Genomic DNA, 15,007 nt, shown 5'->3' with positions numbered 1-15,007 from the left:
CGCAATGGCGAGGATCATCTCAGTTACTTCAGTTACTGCGCGCTCTGGGCTGTTCGTTCTCTGCGCGCTAACCAGCACCAACGCCCAGCGCGATGTGAAAAACTGCCTTTGCGTCGCCCGGTGGCCGTTGACATCCTGTTTGGCCTTCTCCAGAGTGAAACCGGTTTCACTTTTTGGATGCATGCTGCTTGAAGTTCGACCTGTCGATCCTCGCCAAGCATATCCCCTTCCTGCTGGAAGGGGCGTGGCTGACCTTTCAGGTCTGCCTGCTTGCCGTCGTTGGCAGCCTCGTCATCGGCCTGCTGGTCGCGGCTGCACGCACCTCGGCCTCGCCGCTGCTCAAACGGCTGGCGGCTGTTTATGTCGACATCTTCCGCAACATCCCCTTCATCGTGCAACTGTTCTTCTTCTATTTCGGGCTGCCCGAGATCGGCATCTACATCGATGCCTTCACCACTGGCGTGGTCGCCATGTCGATCGCCGGCGGCGCCTTCTCCTCTGACGTCATTCGCTCGGGCATCCTCGCGATCGACCCTGGAATCATCGAGGCTGCTGAGGTCAGCGGACTGAAGAAGAGCACGATTTTCCGCAAGATCGTTATGCCCCTTGCGCTTCGCGCCTCGGTTCGGCCGCTGGGCTCGGTGTTCATCAACCTGATCCTGACCTCGTCGATCCTCTCCACCATCACGCTCAACGAACTGACCGGCTCGGCCAAGATCGTCGCGTCCAACACCTTCAGGCCCTTCGAAGTCTATTTCGTCCTGCTCGTCGCCTATGCGGCGCTGACCTGGTTCGTCTCGATCCTGATCGGCTTGCTGCACCGCCACCTCAATCGCAACCGGGCGGAAGGGGCGGTCTGATGCGCTATGGCGATTTCACGCCCTACGATCTCGTGCTCCTGCTGCAGGGGCTCGGCGTTTCTGTGGCGCTGTTCGTGTCGACCACGCTGATCGGCCTGGTCATCGGCACGCTCTGGGCGGTGATCCGCTTCTACCGCGTGCCGGTGCTGGCTCAGCTCGTCGCCTTTGTCGCCGAATTGCTCAAGAACTCGCCTGTGCTGGTGCAACTGTTCCTGGTCTTCTTCGGCCTGCCGGCCTTCCTCAAGATCAACGTCACGCCGACGGAAGCCGCCGTCATCACCCTGTCCGGCAACAGTGCGGCCTTCATCTATGTCATCGCGGTTTCGGCCATCGAGTCGGTCGGCCGCGACCAGATCGAGGCCGCGCGTGTGTTTGGTCTCACCCGCTGGCAGATCCTGCGCCGGGTCATCGCGCCTCAGGCGGCGGCCTTCGCCATCGGCCCGCTGACCGGCCTCCTGGTCAACCAGTTGCAGGTCACCTCGCTGATCTCGGTCATCGGCGTGATGGACCTCACCAAGGTCGGCAACATCCTCAACCTGCGCACGCTGAAGCCCTTCGCCGTCTGGGCCGCCGTCGGCGCGCTCTACTATCTCACCGCCAAGCTGGTGGCTTATGCCGGTGCCCGCTTCGAGAAGCGGCTTCGCGCCCATACCGCCTGGAAGGGTCTGTAAATGATCAGCATCGCCGGCCTGCGCAAAGCCTTCGGCGCCGTCACGGTCCTCAACGGCATCGACCTCGAGATCCGCCAGGGCGAGGTCGTATCGGTGCTCGGCTCGTCCGGTTCGGGCAAGTCGACGCTCATCCGCTGCATCAACGGGCTCGAGAAGATCGACGCCGGCAAGATCACGGTCGACGGCTTCGACGTCTCCCAGCCGCGCGAGCTTGCCGAAGCGCGCAAACGCTCGGGCACGGTGTTCCAGCTGTTCAACCTCTATCCGCATATGACCGCTGTGCAGAACATCGCGCTCGCCCCAGTCGAGGTGCTCAAGGTCCCACGCAAGCAGGCCGAGGCCGAGGCACGCGAATTGCTGCGTTCGGTCGGGCTTTCCGATCGCGCCGACGCCTATCCGGCGCAGCTCTCGGGCGGCCAGCGCCAGCGTGTCGGCATCTGCCGGGCGCTCGCCATGAAGCCGAGCTATCTGCTGCTCGACGAGGTCACCAGCGCGCTCGATCCCGAGATGACGGCGGAGGTGCTGTCGATCCTGGCCAACCTCGCCAAGGGCGGCACGACCATGGTCTTCGTCACTCACGAGATCGAGTTCGCCCGTTCCATCTCCACGCGCATCGCCTTCCTCGACAAGGGGCAGATGATCGCCGACCTGCCAACCGAAGACTTCTTCTCCGACAAGGGCATGGCGCTGCCGCGCGTCGCCCAGTTCCTCTCCAAGATGCGCAAAGACTGAAAAAGACCGAAATGATCCTGCTTGCCAATTCCGAGGCCTGGCCCGGCTTCTCCAAGAGCGTCGACCTTCTGAAGGGCGGCAGCCACGGCCTCGACGCCATGGTCGCCGGCATCGGCGAGGTCGAGCGTGAAGTGAAGGTGCGTTCCGTCGGCTTCGGCGGCTGGCCGAACATGCTCGGCCGCATGGAGTTCGACGCCGGCGTCATGGACGGCACCACCCGCGAGGTGGGCGCCGTCGGCGCCGTTCCCGACACGCTGCCTGTGTCGGCGCTCGCCCATGAGGTGCTGAAGCGCCTGCCGCATGTCATGCTCACCGGCGACGGCGCCCGCCGCTTCGCCACCGAGATCGGCTTTGGCATCGACGAGACGCTCTACGAGGACAGCAAGCGCGTCTGGTGGGAGCGGTTGGAAAAGGAGCTTTCGCCGGACGAGCTGGCGAAGTTCCCCGATATTCCGCTGGCGCCGTTGAGCCGCACCATCACCGACCCCGAGCGGGTGCGCGACACCACTGTGTTCCTGTCCAAGGACAATGCTGCCGGCCTCAACGTCGTCACCTCGACCTCCGGCTGGGCGTGGAAATATCCCGGCCGTCTCGGCGATTCGCCCATTCCCGGCGCCGGCTTCTATGCCGACAGCCGATTTGGCGCTGCCGCCTGCACCCACACCGGCGAGATGACCATGCGCTGCGGCACCGCGCGCACCATCGTGCTTGCCATGCGGCTAGGTTATTCGCTCGACGCGGCAATCGCGCTTGCCGTCGAGGAACTGCTTGAGCTCAAGCAGGGCTTCCTGGCCGGTGTCGTCATCCACGCGCTCGACGCTCATGGCAACCACAAGGTCGTCAGCCTGAATTGCGAAGAACAGATCCGCTACTGGTACTGGGACGAAAGCCTGCCGGAACCGGAACACCGCTTCGCCGAACCGTTCACATCCTGAAACGAATCTACATTCTAAAACTCAAGGGAGAGGAAAATGAAGAACCTGATTGCGAAACTGGCGGGCGCAGCGCTTGCCATCGGCCTCGCGGCCACGGGCGCTGCCCAGGCCGGCAAGATCGACGAGATCCGCGAGCGCGGCACGGTCCGCATCGGCGTGTCGCTCGGCGGCGAGCCGATCGGCTTCCGCGACGCCCAGAACAACCCCGTCGGCTATGACGTCGACGTCGCGACCATGATCGCCGAGAAGCTCGGCGTGCCGGTCGAGTTCGTCGACGTGTCGGGCGACGCCCGCATCTCGATGCTGGTCTCGGGCCAGATCGACATTGCTGTTGCCAACACCTCGGCGACGCTCGAACGCGCCAAGTCGGTGGATTTCTCGATCCCCTACAACCGCGCTGGCCTGCGCATCATCGTCCAGAAGGACGCCGGCATCACCTCGCTTGAGGGCCTCGCCGGCAAGAAGATCGTCGTCGGCCGCGGCTCGACCGGCGAAACCTTCATCAAGAAGGCGGCTCCCCAGGCAGAGCTCGTCTACACCGACAACTTCTCGCCCGAAGGCGTGCTGCTGCTCCAGCAGAAGCGTGTCGACGCGGCCATCGAGGACTCCTCGCTGCTCGACTATCTCGCCACCAAGAACGAAAACCTGGTGACGCTGCCGGGCCTGCACTCCAACGACCCGATCGGCATTGCGGTTGCCAAGGGCGACGATGGTTTCGTGCGCTGGATCGACATGTTCGTGTCAGACTACATCCAGAGCGGCGCCTACGAGACCAACTACAAGAAGTGGTGGGGCGAAACCGCCAACCCGCCGGCACTGACCCCGCTCTGGTAAGCGGCTACCAACCAGGCCCCTCTCCCTATCGGGGGAGGGGTAGGTGGTGCGTCCTTCGAGGCTCGCTTCGCTCGCACTTCAGGATGAGGACCGTGGGTGCCAGCCCGGCTTTATCCTGTAAGGGCTGTCTTTGATCACCGACGGAACTTTCTCGCTCTACCCAAATAGCGCCGGTGGCGCCCACGGTCCTCATCCTGAGGTGCGAGCCCGCAGACCATTCGGACCGGATCGAATTGTTTCGCGGGCGAGCCTCGAAGGACGCACCGACAATACCTAAGACGTCGAGCGCGGCACGAAGAAGGTCGGCACCGTCACGTCGGCCTTGCCGTTGGCGAATTCGTCCGGTCGGGTGAGGAAACGCAGGATCTCGGCGACATAGACCTTCTTGTCGTAGCCGATGGACGAGATCGGATAGGCTTCGAAATCGGTCAGAGACAGATTGTCGAAGCCGTAGAGCCTGAAGCGCACGGGCCGGTTTTGCGGGAGTGCTGCGCGATGAACGTCCATCACGCCCATGGCCATGGCGTCCGACGTGCAGAACACTGCATCGACATCGGGCCAGTCGCCCGACTGGGCCATCTGGCGGCCGCTGGCATAGGAATAATCGCCGCGCAGTTCGGCAACGAGGCGGATGCCGTGCCGCTGCATTTCGGCCTTGTAGGCGGCGATGCGGCTCTGTTCGACGGGCGAGGACACGCGACCTGTAACGAGCGCCGCGGTGCCGACACCCTTGCCGGCGGCGTCGGCAACCGCTTCGGCGATGCCGATGGCCTCATCGGGCACGACCGAGGGCGAGGAGCCGTCATGCATGCCGTTGAGCATCAGCACGTCGTCGCTGCGGAACATCTTGCGCACGCTTTCGGCGTCGGCGAAGTCGGAGAACACTAGGGCTGCATCGACATGGTAGGCGACGCCGTTGCGCAGGAACTCTTCAATGCGCTCGACCGAGCCGACGCGCAGGAAGATGACCTGCTTGCCGATCGACTGGATTTCGCCGATCAGCAGGTCGAACAGGTCGAGGTCGGAGAAGTCGTGGATGTGGTTGACGATGACCGCGATCAGATTGACGGTCTTGGTGGTCAGGCTGCGCGCCAGCAGATTGGGCTTGAAGCCGAGCTTTTCTGCTGCTTCAAGCACGCGCGCGCGCTTGTCGGCAGAGACCGGGCGGCTTTCGCTCGACAGCGCCCGCGAGGCGATGGCGCGCGATACGCCGGCAAGCTCGGCGACATCGGCGATGGTCGGCAAAGTGCGTCGTTTGCGCGAACTGTCCATTGCTGCCTTTGCTAAGTGTCGGTCTTGAAATCCGGCGTCCTGGCCGGGGCGCCCCGCCGCAGAATTCAATCGGGAACTGATTTGATGATTACCTGCTTCGACATTGGCGGTTCAACGATAAAAAGCGCCCGCGCCCGATCGGCCGGCGAAATCGAGATCTTCGATCGGGTGGCGACACCGCTCGACGATTTCGACGCCTTCGCCGCTGTCATCGCCGAGCGCGTCGCGACCGGCGAGGGGCGCTCGAAAGGTGTATCCATCTCCATCGCCGGCGTCGTCGATCCCGCCTCCGGCAGCTTGAAATGCGCCAACATCCCTTGCGTCGACGGCCGCCTGATCGCCGATGACCTCGCGCGAGTGATCAGCCTGCCGGTCTGGATCGCCAACGATGCCGATTGCTTCGCGCTGGCGGAAGCGACCAGCGGCGCCGGCAAGGGCCACCGCAACGTTTTCGGCGTCATCTTGGGCACCGGCGTCGGCGGCGGGCTGGTCATCGACGGCCGCATCGTTGCGGGCGCCGGCGGTTATGCCGGCGAGTGGGGGCATGGCAAGGCGCTGCAGACACGCGTTGGCCAGCCGCCCGTCGACGTGCCGCACTTTGCCTGCGGCTGCGGCCAGTCCGGCTGCGTCGACACCATCGGTGGCGCGCGCGGTATGGAAAAGCTGCACAAGTTTCTCTGCGGCGAGGTGCTGTCGAGCACCGACATCATCGAGCGCTGGCGCGAAGGCGAGGCGAAGGCCAACCGCACCATCGACATCTATCTCGAACTGGTCAGCGTGCCGCTGGCGCTGACGCTCAACATCATCGGTTCGTCCGTCGTGCCGGTCGGCGGCGGCCTGTCCAATGCGCCCGATTTCATCGAAGCGCTCGACCGCGAAGTACGCGGCCGCACGCTGCGCCGCGCCGCCAACCCGCTTCTGGTCAAGGCGGCGCTCGCCACCGAACCCGGCCTGATCGGCGCGGCAGCGCTTGGTCATCAGGAGCTTGCCCATGTCTGACAACATCCTGCTCGAAGTCTGCGTCGACAGCCCCCAGGGTCTTGCAGCGGCGATATCAGGCGGCGCCGATCGCATTGAACTCTGCTCGGCGCTCGAGACCGGCGGGCTGACCCCGTCGCCGGGCCTGATGGCGCTGGCGGCCAAGGCGCCGATCCCGGTCTACGCCATGATCCGTTCGCGGCCCGGCGATTTCATCTATGACGACGCCGATCTCACCGCGATGCTGGCCGATATTGATGCGGTGCGCGCATCGGGTCTCGAAGGGGTCGTGCTCGGCGCCAGCCGCGCCGATGGCAGCCTCGACCGTGATGTGCTCGCCAGGCTGGTTGCACATGCCCAGGGGCTGGGCATGACGCTGCACCGCGCCTTCGACCTCGCCGGCCCCGACTTTGCGCCGGCCATAGACCTCGCTGTCGAACTGGGCTTCGAGCGCATCCTGACTTCGGGCGGCGAAACGACGGCGCTGAAAGGGCTCGATGCGCTTGCCGCCTGTTTTGCTCACGCCGGCAGCCGCATTGCCATGATGCCTGGGTCGGGGGTCAATCTCGAAACTCTCAGTGCAATCCAGGCGCAGCTGCCCTTCCGCGAGATCCACTCGTCCTGCTCCGTCGCCGCTGACGCGACTGCAGGAAAGGCGCTGGACCTCGGCTTCGTCTCGCAGCGTCCAAAGCGCACCGACGAAGAGATCGTCCGGACAATGAAGGCGAGGCTCGCCTGAGACAATCGGGCTGGATTTCGGGTTTTGTTGCAACGGCTGACTGGAAGCGCAAAGTGGCGCTATCCGAGGTCAATTATGCGGCAAGAATTTCGAGCTGCTCGGCCAGGGACGGATTCGGATTGAAGGCATATCTCGCCTGTCGCTTGCGCATCATGTGAACCATTTCGATACCGGACAGGATGATCGCGGCTGATCTTGGTGATTTGAAGCCGAGCATTGGCCGGACGCGGCGCTTGATGCGCCGATGGTCCTGTTCGATCCGGTTGTTCAGGTATTTACTCTTGCGGATCCGGATCGGCTTCAGCCGGCGCCGAGAGCGATCCTGCAAGCGATTTGTGGTGTCACAGGAAACGATCGCCTCCTGATTGGTCTGGCTACCGTCGATGACGACGCGGTCGGGACTGCCATGACGCGCCAGCGCTTTTCGGAAAAACTGCTTGGCCGACGGCAGGTCTCGCTGCTCGCTGAACCAGAATTCGACTGTGTCGCCGACACTGTCGATGGCGCGGGTAAAGCTACATCCACTGGCCGCGGACCTTGATGTAGGTTTCGTCGATATGCCATTTGCCGGTCACGCAACGCTTGCGTCGGTTGAAACGCTCCAGCAGTAGCGGTGCGTAACGGACGGTCCAACGGCGAATGGTCGTGTGGTCGACGGCAATGCCCCGCTCGGCCATTATCGCTTCCAGATCACGTAGGCTCAGACAGTAGGCCAGGTACCAGCGCACGCAAAGCAGGATCACGGACGGGTCGAACTGGCGGCCCCTGAACATTCAATCCTCCGACAATGTCGGAGGCTCCTCTTGCCACAGTGCCGGTATTCAAAACGTTGCAGCACAACCTCCTGAACATGATGGGCCTGCAACGTACCTGTGCCGCGATCTATGCCACAGCCTTCGCCTGCAGCCTTGTACTCTGCTTCGCACCCATTCCCGTATGGGGCGTCATAGGTGCGGCTCTCGCCCCCACTGTCTGTATCGTGCTGGAATCCGTGATGATCTATCTCACTATTAGAAGGAAATTCGGCATCAGGGCATTAAATTCCTTTGGCGAGCCTGCTGCATAAAGTCTCGCCATAAGGGTTAACCGGAATTCAATCAGTCAGGCCAAAGGTGCCGAGACGCTGTATATGCATCATGGATGCTCCGGAACCATCGCAATGTTTCAGAAAACTAATATTTATCCCGATGACGCCATTGTGCCGAACAGCATTGTTTCGAGGTCGACTTGCAAATCCTATAGCGTCGAGGTCGACAACATTGCCGATGAGGATTGGGATGAGATCGCGAGCAATTTTGCCGACATCCACCCCGAACAGACCGCCACCTTTGCTGGCAACCATTGGAAGGGACGCGACAGCCATCTTCTCCTTCGCCGCAACGGTGAACCGGTTGCCGGGGCCCGCGTTGCTCTCGTCAGCCTGCCGCTGATCGGACGCGGTCTCGCATTCCTTCGCTTCGGCCCGTTCTGGCGACGGCAAGGGCAGACGGCTGACCCGGAAATCTACCACGCCATGATCGCAGCCCTGGTCGAAGAATATTGCGTGGCTCGTGGTCATTGCCTGACCGTCCTCACCCGCCCGCATCCGGATTATCACGCGCTGGAATGCGGTTGGCTGCGTGATCTGGGATTCGTGCAAAGGCGCAAGCTCGAGGACGCGGAACGCTATATCGTCAACACGACTCTCGATGGTGATGCCCAGCGGCAGAGTCTTGCGCAGAAATGGCGCTACAATCTGCGTCAGGCGCTCGCCAATTCCCTCGATGTCCACATCACTGAGGCCCCCGAGGAGATTGCAGCCTTTCAGGCACTATACGTGTCCATGATGGAGCGAAAGCAATTTTCCAGCACCACGCCGGTCCATCTTACCGGAGAGTTGATCGCCAAACTGCCCGAAAAGCTCAAGCCGAAGCTGGTGGTTGCCTATCATGGGGATAAGCTGGTGGCCGGAGCAACGGTAGGCCTGTTCGGAGATACTGCATACTATATGTTCGGCGCGACCTCCGCCGACGCTCTGCCGCTCAAGGCCGGATATGCGTTGCACTGGTGGATATTCCAGTGGCTGCACGAGCATGGCCTCCAATGCTACGACCTTGGAGGGGCAGCGCACGAGCCTGGTCTACGCCAGTTCAAGAAGGGGTTCGTCGGCAAGGCAGGGCAGACCGTCACCATGGAAGGCGAATACGACCGATGGACGTCGACCCTGGGCCAGTTTTCGGCCGATGCGATCTTTGGCCTTCGCCACCTCAAGCGCCGAATCCGCTACGGGGCCAAATTCGACAAATCGGCCGATGCTTCATCGTGAACGCATATCTTGCATGCTGTGCCAGCGGGTCTGTCGCAAGCTTTTATGACGAGCCAGAAAGGTAAAAAAACATTTCGTCGCTTGGCTGGAACGCGCACCATCGCCGTGACTTGCCAGTGGGACGCCAACAGCGGTGTGGTACTGCCTTTCAGAAAGCTGGACAGTCTTGCCCAACCAGGGTGGATGGACCAATGGATTGACTGTCTATCGAAGCACGTAAGAAAAACTGACCGTAATATTGCTGTCGGCCAGCCACTGAAGAAGTAAAAATTGTCCCATACTTAACTTACAAAGCAAGGAAGTTGAAGGCGTTCATCGCCTGTGGGATGTGCTGGCTGTGTCGCAAACTAGGGTCAGGACTCATTGATCGTAGCCAAAAGATGACGGCGGCTGCGATGCAGATGATGCGCAAGCCGCGGCGCAAAGTCACGACGATGGACTGCGCCGGTGATCCGATGCGTCCATGTCGATGACGCCATGGTCGAGGCGCCCCTGGTAGAGTGTGGCGCGGTTTTTGGCGACCCAGGCGAGCACCTCTGCCACCGCATCAAAGAGCTCGTCCGGGATCGGCTCATGAAGATCGGCATCCGCGAAAAGCGCGCGCGCCAGCGTGACATTCCTGAAGACCGGCACGCCCGCCTCTTCAGCCTGGGTGCGCAGGTAGTGCGCATGCAGGTTGCGGCCTTTGGCCGTGACCATGGGCAAGGGCATGCGCGCGGGTGAATAGTCGATGACCACCGCGAAATGCGTCGGGTTGACGACAACTGCCGTCCCCTTGCGCGCGGCAAAACCGCCGTCGCCCATCGCCATCTCCTGTGCGAGCTGCTTGCGTTTGCCCTTGATATGCGGATCGCCTTCACTTTCCTTGTATTCGCGCTTCACCTCGTCCTTTGACATCATCAGGCTCTTGGTGTGCGTATGCTTCTGGTAGGCGAAATCGGCCAGAGCCACGACAATGAAGGCCAATGCGGAATAGATCAGTGTCTGGCTGAGGGCGCTCACCGTGATGTCGAGGATGCAGGGAACCCCGCAAGCCAGCGAGTTCATGTAGGGCGAAATGGAATCGCGAATGATGAAATAAAGCAGCGTCGAGAGAATGGAGATCTTGAGCACCGATTTGAGCAGCTCGACCACCTGCTTCATTGAAAAGATGCGTTTGAAACCGGCCGCCGGGCTGATCTTTTCGCCCTTCGGCATCACCGTTTCAAAAGTGAAGAGACTGCCGATCTGTATATAATTGGCCGCGATTCCAGCGAAAATCACTACGCCGAGGATCGGCAGCAGGATCACGGTGCTGTCCCACGCGGCGCTGTAGATGCCAGGCAGGGCGTTGGTTGTGAAATCGCCTGTCGCGAGCTTGGCCATCGCATCGAAAAGCGCCGTCAAACGGGCGTTCGTCATTCCCCATGTCGCCCAGATATAGACGATCACCGACAGCAACGAGATGGTGGTAACCACCTCCTGGCTCTTGGCGACCTGCCCTTTCTGGCGAGAGTCGCGTTCCTTCTTGGGTGTAGGAAGTTCGGTCTTCTCGCCCGACGATCCGCCGCTCATGGGCTACCCTCCTGGCGGATAGGAACGGGCGGTGCTGTACCGGCGCCCGACGAAAACCGCATCACCTCGTAAAAGCGGTTCATATGCGGCTCGAAGACCCGAAGCTGGTCGGTCGCAAAGGGCAGAAGCCGCGAGAAGTAGAAGATCAGAATGAAAATGGCCAATGCGCTCTTGATCGGCATGGCTAGAATGAAGACTTGGACCTGCGGCGCAAAGCGGCTCACAACGGCAAGCGCGAATTCGGCCAGGAACATGATCGCGACGATCGGGCCGGCGATGATGATGACGATGCGCATGGCCTGGTCGGCAATCGTCAGGGCCAGCAATGGGAACTCTTCCGTAATGATCGGAATGCCGTGCGTCGCGGGCCATAGTGCGAAGGATTGGTAGAGCAGGCCTATGATCGGCAGCACCGCCCCGGTGCTGAATACAAAGGTCACGAAGGCCTGGCTGAAGAGGATGCCTAGCGGCGAGGTCTCATGTCCCTGCAGGGGGTCGATCGAGGCGGCAATGGCCGCGCCGCGCTGGTTGTCGATCAAGGCGCCAGCCGACTGGACGGCCCAGAATATCCAGCCGACGATGTAGCCAAGGACAAAACCAATGGCATATTCCTTCGCGAAGACCAGCGCGTAGGATGGGATCGTCCGGTCGAAACTGTCGAGGTGGGCGTAGTTGATGGGTGCGGCGACAATGGCCAATGTCAGGATGACGACGCTGCGTGCAAGGCGCGGAACAGCCGTCGGTGCGATCAGTTGCGATGTTGCCATGAAGGCGTAGATGCGCGGCAGCGTCAGCAGCATCGCAAGAATTTCCCGGTCAAAAAGACCGAGATAGAGCTTGATGACCTGCTGGATGTCGCTCACGTCATGCTCGGAAAGTCGTTGAACAGTTTCGTGGTGAAATTGACCAGTTCGCTACCGAGCAGACCAGACATGGCAGCTATCGTGATCGCAACAGCGATGAGCTTGATGGCAAAGGAGACCGTCTGTTCCTGAACCTGCGTCAGCGCCTGGATCAGGCTCACAGCGATACCGACGACCGCCGCCACAAGGATGGGGGGCAACGACAGGACCATCACAAGGACCATCGACTCGGTAATCTGCTGCAGGGCGACATCAGGTGACATGCAAACTTCCCGGGTTGAGCTTCTCAAGGCTGCCGAGGTGTGACGATCCACGCATCACACGTAACTCTTCACAAGGCCGAGGATAAGCCGCGACCAGCCATCGATCATGACGAACAGAAACAACTTGAAGGGCAGCGAAATCGTCAGGGGGCTGACCATCATCATGCCCATCGCGAGCAGGATGTTGGAGATGATCAGATCGATGGCAATAAAGGGCAGATAGAGCAGGAACCCGATCTCGAAAGCTTCGCGCAGCTGCGTCACGGTGAAGGATGGAAGCACTACCGCAATGCTGCGCGTGTCCAACGTCGCGGCGAGGTCAGGCGGCCAAAGCGACCGTGCAGCTTCCAAGAAGAATGCTTTCTCGCGTTCCGAAGCGTGGCGGTCGAGGAATTCGATGAGCGGTCCCTTGCCTGCTTCATAGGCGGCGCGCAGCCCCTCGGTGTTGTCAAACTGGAAGTTGCCCGCCGAGATGATGTTGTAGGTGGCAACAATGACCGGCGCCATGATGTATCCGGACAGGATGATCGCGAGTGCGTTGAGCGCCATGTTGGGCGGGATGTTCTGCACGCCGATGGCGTTGCGCACGAGCAGGAACACGACGGAAATCTTGATGAAGCTGGTTGCCACCACAGCGATGAAAGGAAACAACGCAGCGGCGCCGACAATAAAAATTAGGCTAAGTGGATCGACCATGGGCCTATGCTCTAGTCCAGGAGGAAGCGGGTAATACGCACCGCAATGCGATCGTCGATGCGCACGAGGTCACCCGTTCCCACGACATCACCGTTGGCGCGGATCGTTACAGCGACACCGTCGGAAAGGACCGGCATATCCAGATCGACGATGGTCCCCATCTGCCACTGCGAGAAATCTGCCAACGGTACTGATTTTCGGCCTATGTCGAAGTCGATCGTCAGGCGCAGCGTTTCAACAGAGATACCTTCGGTACCGCCCGGGACTCGCTGCGTTTCCACTTCTGTCGCGTCGGGATCGGGGGCATGGCCCAGTTCCTCCTCGGTGGCGTCGTCGCTCATACCTCGTCCCCCATCATGTGCGTAATGCCTCACGCGTGCCGGAAAATCGTTCAACGGCTGCATGTCGACACAGCGCCAGCCATCATCGACCATTGCCACATCGAGCAAATGGTCCTGGATGCGCACCAGCATTGTCGAGGGTGAACGCTTGGCCATCACCACGACCGCCCCCGACTCCAGAAGCGCCAGTTCGCCGAACGTCAGTGAAATTGAACCCAGCGTGATGTAGGCGGGGACATGGATCTGCTGGGCGAGCTGCCTCTGGGCGACCGAACCCAACGGCAGGCGATCCCCGACGAGACGCAAAAGAGATTTACGGTCTGCGCCCAGATCAAGATCGATCGCCAGTCCATCCTCACCGGTGACCTGAACCGCAAACCATTGGACGTTACTGCCGGCGAAGTCCTTGAATGCCGCCAGAACATTCTGCTTTTCAAGACGGAGCATGTCGGGTTGCCCCGGCAAGACCGTTTCTGCCAGTGCCAGTGCGATGCCCTGATACATGGCTTCGTGCAGGCCGGCAGGCAGGGACGGGAAGTCTGCAACATCGAGTTCAAGCCCAAGGCGTTCCCGAAACGGGAAGTTGCGAACGTGGACGAGAAAGGGGGCGTCGAGACTGCGCGGGTGAAACGCTAGACACCAGGCATCGCCACGCGGCGCGTCAGTGAGCGTAAAGGCGAGCGAAGCTCCTTCCAGCGCGATCGCCTGATCGCTCAGCGCAACCAGCGCGTTCCAGAGGCCCGTACGGTCAAGACCGACCTGCGGGGGCAGCCAGGGCTTGGTCAAGATCGCTCTCCCTGCCTGGAAAGCAGTGCCGAAATTTCGTCCATGCTTCGCGACGGTTCCGTAGTGGCCGGTATCTCGACTTCCAAAATCTGCACCCCGCGGCGCGAGAACCGAGTCTGGAGGCGTTCGGCGAGCATTTGCGCCGCCTGCGCCAGGCCGGCCAGATCGCCAAGGCCGCCATGGCGGAGCACCACCTCGATGTTATCGCGGCTCACCACGACAGAAATGGCTGCCAGGCCGCTTTCACTGCCGGGCAAATCTAGCTTGACCGTCATGCCGGCTGCAGGATCAACGCGCATCTCTGCGCGGATGGCTTGCTCGATGCGGTCGCCCAAGGCCTGCACGCGCTTTGCGGCTTCGATATCCGGCATAAGGGAAGTTGTCATCGCGCAGCTGGTCACGACGGGCGCAGTGGAAAACGGCACCATTGCAGGGTTAACAGCCATCGCCAGGAGGCGTGGCTCTTTCGGGCTGACCTCCGCGGGGGAATCGGCGTCGCGATCACCAGCGATGCGCCGCATCTTTTCCAGAAATGCGTTTTCGCGCTCGTCCGTGACGCCGTCCCTGAAATCAGATCCGCCGAAGCGGCTGTGCAGGCCGTACCCTTTGTCGCGATGCCCGGCCTTTCCAAACGCCGGATCATGCATCTGTTGCAACAGTTCGTTGCGGGTGTCGCCATTGCCTTCTGCCCGGCTGCCGCCAATGCGTGTCATGCCATCCTCGCTCTGGGTCGAGAAAACAGGTCTTCAACTTCGACTTCTTCCCGGTGCTCGGCTTCGACGGCGGCTGCGGACACAAGATCATCGGTAACGATCTGGAATTTGTCGCGCTTCTTTTGCGCGTACCGATAGGCCAGCGTGGCGCTTTCAAGCTCGCCTTCGAGGCGATGCTCGACGTGGCGGCAGCGTTCAGCGATGTCCTTGAGCGCACCGTGTTCCTTCTCGAGCTGGACGACACGCCCCTTGGTTTGGTCGATCTCGTCCTGATCGACGATCTTGCCGAGAATTTCAGCGTAGATGGCGTTCTCGCGGCTTGGCAAAGTGGCCGCACTCTCGGTGACGTCGGCCTCGGCGCTGACGCGTTGGCGCTGCGCGGAATCGAATTGCTGGCGCTTGGCTTGCATGGCGCGCATAGCCTGTTCTTCCTTGAGCTCCTTGACGCGTAGCAGCATCTTCATC

The 15,007-nt window shown here is 61.3% G+C and carries 18 protein-coding genes; 9 read left to right on the top strand and 9 right to left on the bottom strand.

The window, feature by feature from the left end:
- Positions 1 to 188 precede the first annotated feature (188 nt).
- The 5 genes from ABSY17_RS00965 to ABSY17_RS00945 are packed head-to-tail and all read left to right on the top strand — an operon-like array spanning position 189 to position 4,032.
- On the top strand, positions 189 to 860 hold the full coding sequence (locus tag ABSY17_RS00965; protein ID WP_378940882.1) for an amino acid ABC transporter permease: 672 nt from the start codon (positions 189 to 191) through the stop codon (positions 858 to 860).
- Entirely contained in the window at positions 860 to 1,531 is a 672-nt protein-coding gene (locus ABSY17_RS00960) for an amino acid ABC transporter permease (protein ID WP_378940880.1), read from the top strand. The genes ABSY17_RS00965 and ABSY17_RS00960 overlap by 1 nt, the downstream gene beginning before the upstream one ends.
- Positions 1,532 to 2,263 carry an amino acid ABC transporter ATP-binding protein gene (locus ABSY17_RS00955; RefSeq protein WP_378940878.1) on the top strand — a complete coding sequence of 244 codons (732 nt, stop codon included), beginning with the start codon at positions 1,532 to 1,534 and terminating at the stop codon, positions 2,261 to 2,263.
- Positions 2,264 to 2,274: 11 nt separating this feature from the next.
- A complete protein-coding gene (locus ABSY17_RS00950) occupies positions 2,275 to 3,198 on the top strand; it encodes an isoaspartyl peptidase/L-asparaginase (RefSeq protein WP_378940876.1) in 924 nt (307 codons plus the stop codon).
- Between the two features lie 36 nt (positions 3,199 to 3,234).
- Complete coding sequence (locus ABSY17_RS00945) at positions 3,235 to 4,032, top strand: transporter substrate-binding domain-containing protein (protein ID WP_378940874.1); 798 nt, start codon at positions 3,235 to 3,237, stop codon at positions 4,030 to 4,032.
- Positions 4,033 to 4,305: 273 nt separating this feature from the next.
- Here the strand turns inward: ABSY17_RS00945 and ABSY17_RS00940 are convergent, their stop codons facing one another.
- Positions 4,306 to 5,304, bottom strand: coding sequence for a LacI family DNA-binding transcriptional regulator (locus ABSY17_RS00940; RefSeq protein ID WP_378940872.1), 999 nt, complete (start codon positions 5,302 to 5,304; stop codon positions 4,306 to 4,308).
- Positions 5,305 to 5,388: 84 nt separating this feature from the next.
- Here ABSY17_RS00940 and ABSY17_RS00935 point away from each other — a divergent pair, with 84 nt between their 5' ends.
- Entirely contained in the window at positions 5,389 to 6,303 is a 915-nt protein-coding gene (locus tag ABSY17_RS00935) for an ROK family protein (protein WP_378940870.1), read from the top strand.
- Positions 6,296 to 7,021 carry a copper homeostasis protein CutC gene (locus ABSY17_RS00930; protein ID WP_378940868.1) on the top strand — a complete coding sequence of 242 codons (726 nt, stop codon included), beginning with the start codon at positions 6,296 to 6,298 and terminating at the stop codon, positions 7,019 to 7,021. The genes ABSY17_RS00935 and ABSY17_RS00930 overlap by 8 nt, the downstream gene beginning before the upstream one ends.
- Positions 7,022 to 7,094: 73 nt before the next feature.
- On the opposite strand, the gene ABSY17_RS00925 is transcribed toward ABSY17_RS00930, so the two are convergent.
- A protein-coding gene (locus tag ABSY17_RS00925) for an IS6 family transposase (RefSeq protein WP_378940866.1) occupies positions 7,095 to 7,794 on the bottom strand; the annotation gives its coding sequence in 2 pieces (ribosomal slippage) (positions 7,095 to 7,538 and positions 7,540 to 7,794; 699 coding nt in all).
- Between the two features lie 14 nt (positions 7,795 to 7,808).
- Here ABSY17_RS00925 and ABSY17_RS00920 point away from each other — a divergent pair.
- Together ABSY17_RS00920 and ABSY17_RS00915 are read left to right on the top strand one after the other, a co-directional pair.
- Entirely contained in the window at positions 7,809 to 8,087 is a 279-nt protein-coding gene (locus ABSY17_RS00920; RefSeq protein ID WP_378940864.1) for a polysaccharide biosynthesis C-terminal domain-containing protein, read from the top strand.
- A 93-nt stretch (positions 8,088 to 8,180) separates the two neighbouring features.
- Positions 8,181 to 9,326, top strand: a complete 1,146-nt coding sequence (locus ABSY17_RS00915; RefSeq protein ID WP_378940862.1) for a lipid II:glycine glycyltransferase FemX — start codon at positions 8,181 to 8,183, stop codon at positions 9,324 to 9,326.
- A 426-nt stretch (positions 9,327 to 9,752) separates the two neighbouring features.
- Here the strand turns inward: ABSY17_RS00915 and sctU are convergent, their stop codons facing one another.
- From sctU to ABSY17_RS00880, 7 genes are read right to left on the bottom strand one after another with little or no spacing between them, the layout of a single operon-like run.
- A complete protein-coding gene (sctU, locus tag ABSY17_RS00910; RefSeq protein WP_378940860.1) occupies positions 9,753 to 10,880 on the bottom strand; it encodes a type III secretion system export apparatus subunit SctU in 1,128 nt (375 codons plus the stop codon).
- Entirely contained in the window at positions 10,877 to 11,743 is an 867-nt protein-coding gene (sctT, locus tag ABSY17_RS00905; protein ID WP_378940858.1) for a type III secretion system export apparatus subunit SctT, read from the bottom strand. Before sctT ends, sctU begins: the two co-directional genes overlap by 4 nt.
- Positions 11,740 to 12,006 carry a type III secretion system export apparatus subunit SctS gene (gene sctS / locus ABSY17_RS00900; RefSeq protein WP_378940856.1) on the bottom strand — a complete coding sequence of 89 codons (267 nt, stop codon included), beginning with the start codon at positions 12,004 to 12,006 and terminating at the stop codon, positions 11,740 to 11,742. The genes sctT and sctS overlap by 4 nt, the downstream gene beginning before the upstream one ends.
- Before the next feature lie 54 nt (positions 12,007 to 12,060).
- A complete protein-coding gene (gene sctR, locus ABSY17_RS00895; RefSeq protein ID WP_378940854.1) occupies positions 12,061 to 12,702 on the bottom strand; it encodes a type III secretion system export apparatus subunit SctR in 642 nt (213 codons plus the stop codon).
- A gap of 11 nt (positions 12,703 to 12,713) precedes the next feature.
- Entirely contained in the window at positions 12,714 to 13,829 is a 1,116-nt protein-coding gene (locus ABSY17_RS00890) for a FliM/FliN family flagellar motor switch protein (RefSeq protein ID WP_378940852.1), read from the bottom strand.
- A complete protein-coding gene (locus ABSY17_RS00885) occupies positions 13,826 to 14,542 on the bottom strand; it encodes a hypothetical protein (protein WP_378940850.1) in 717 nt (238 codons plus the stop codon). The genes ABSY17_RS00890 and ABSY17_RS00885 overlap by 4 nt, the downstream gene beginning before the upstream one ends.
- Positions 14,539 to 15,006, bottom strand: coding sequence for a YscO family type III secretion system apparatus protein (locus ABSY17_RS00880; protein ID WP_378940848.1), 468 nt, complete (start codon positions 15,004 to 15,006; stop codon positions 14,539 to 14,541). The genes ABSY17_RS00885 and ABSY17_RS00880 overlap by 4 nt, the downstream gene beginning before the upstream one ends.
- Position 15,007 lies beyond the last annotated feature (1 nt).

The sequence above is a fragment of the Mesorhizobium sp. ANAO-SY3R2 genome, from assembly GCF_042466635.1.
In the GTDB taxonomy this organism is placed as follows: domain Bacteria; phylum Pseudomonadota; class Alphaproteobacteria; order Rhizobiales; family Rhizobiaceae; genus Aminobacter.
This window is presented reverse-complemented; position numbering and strand designations above follow the sequence as displayed.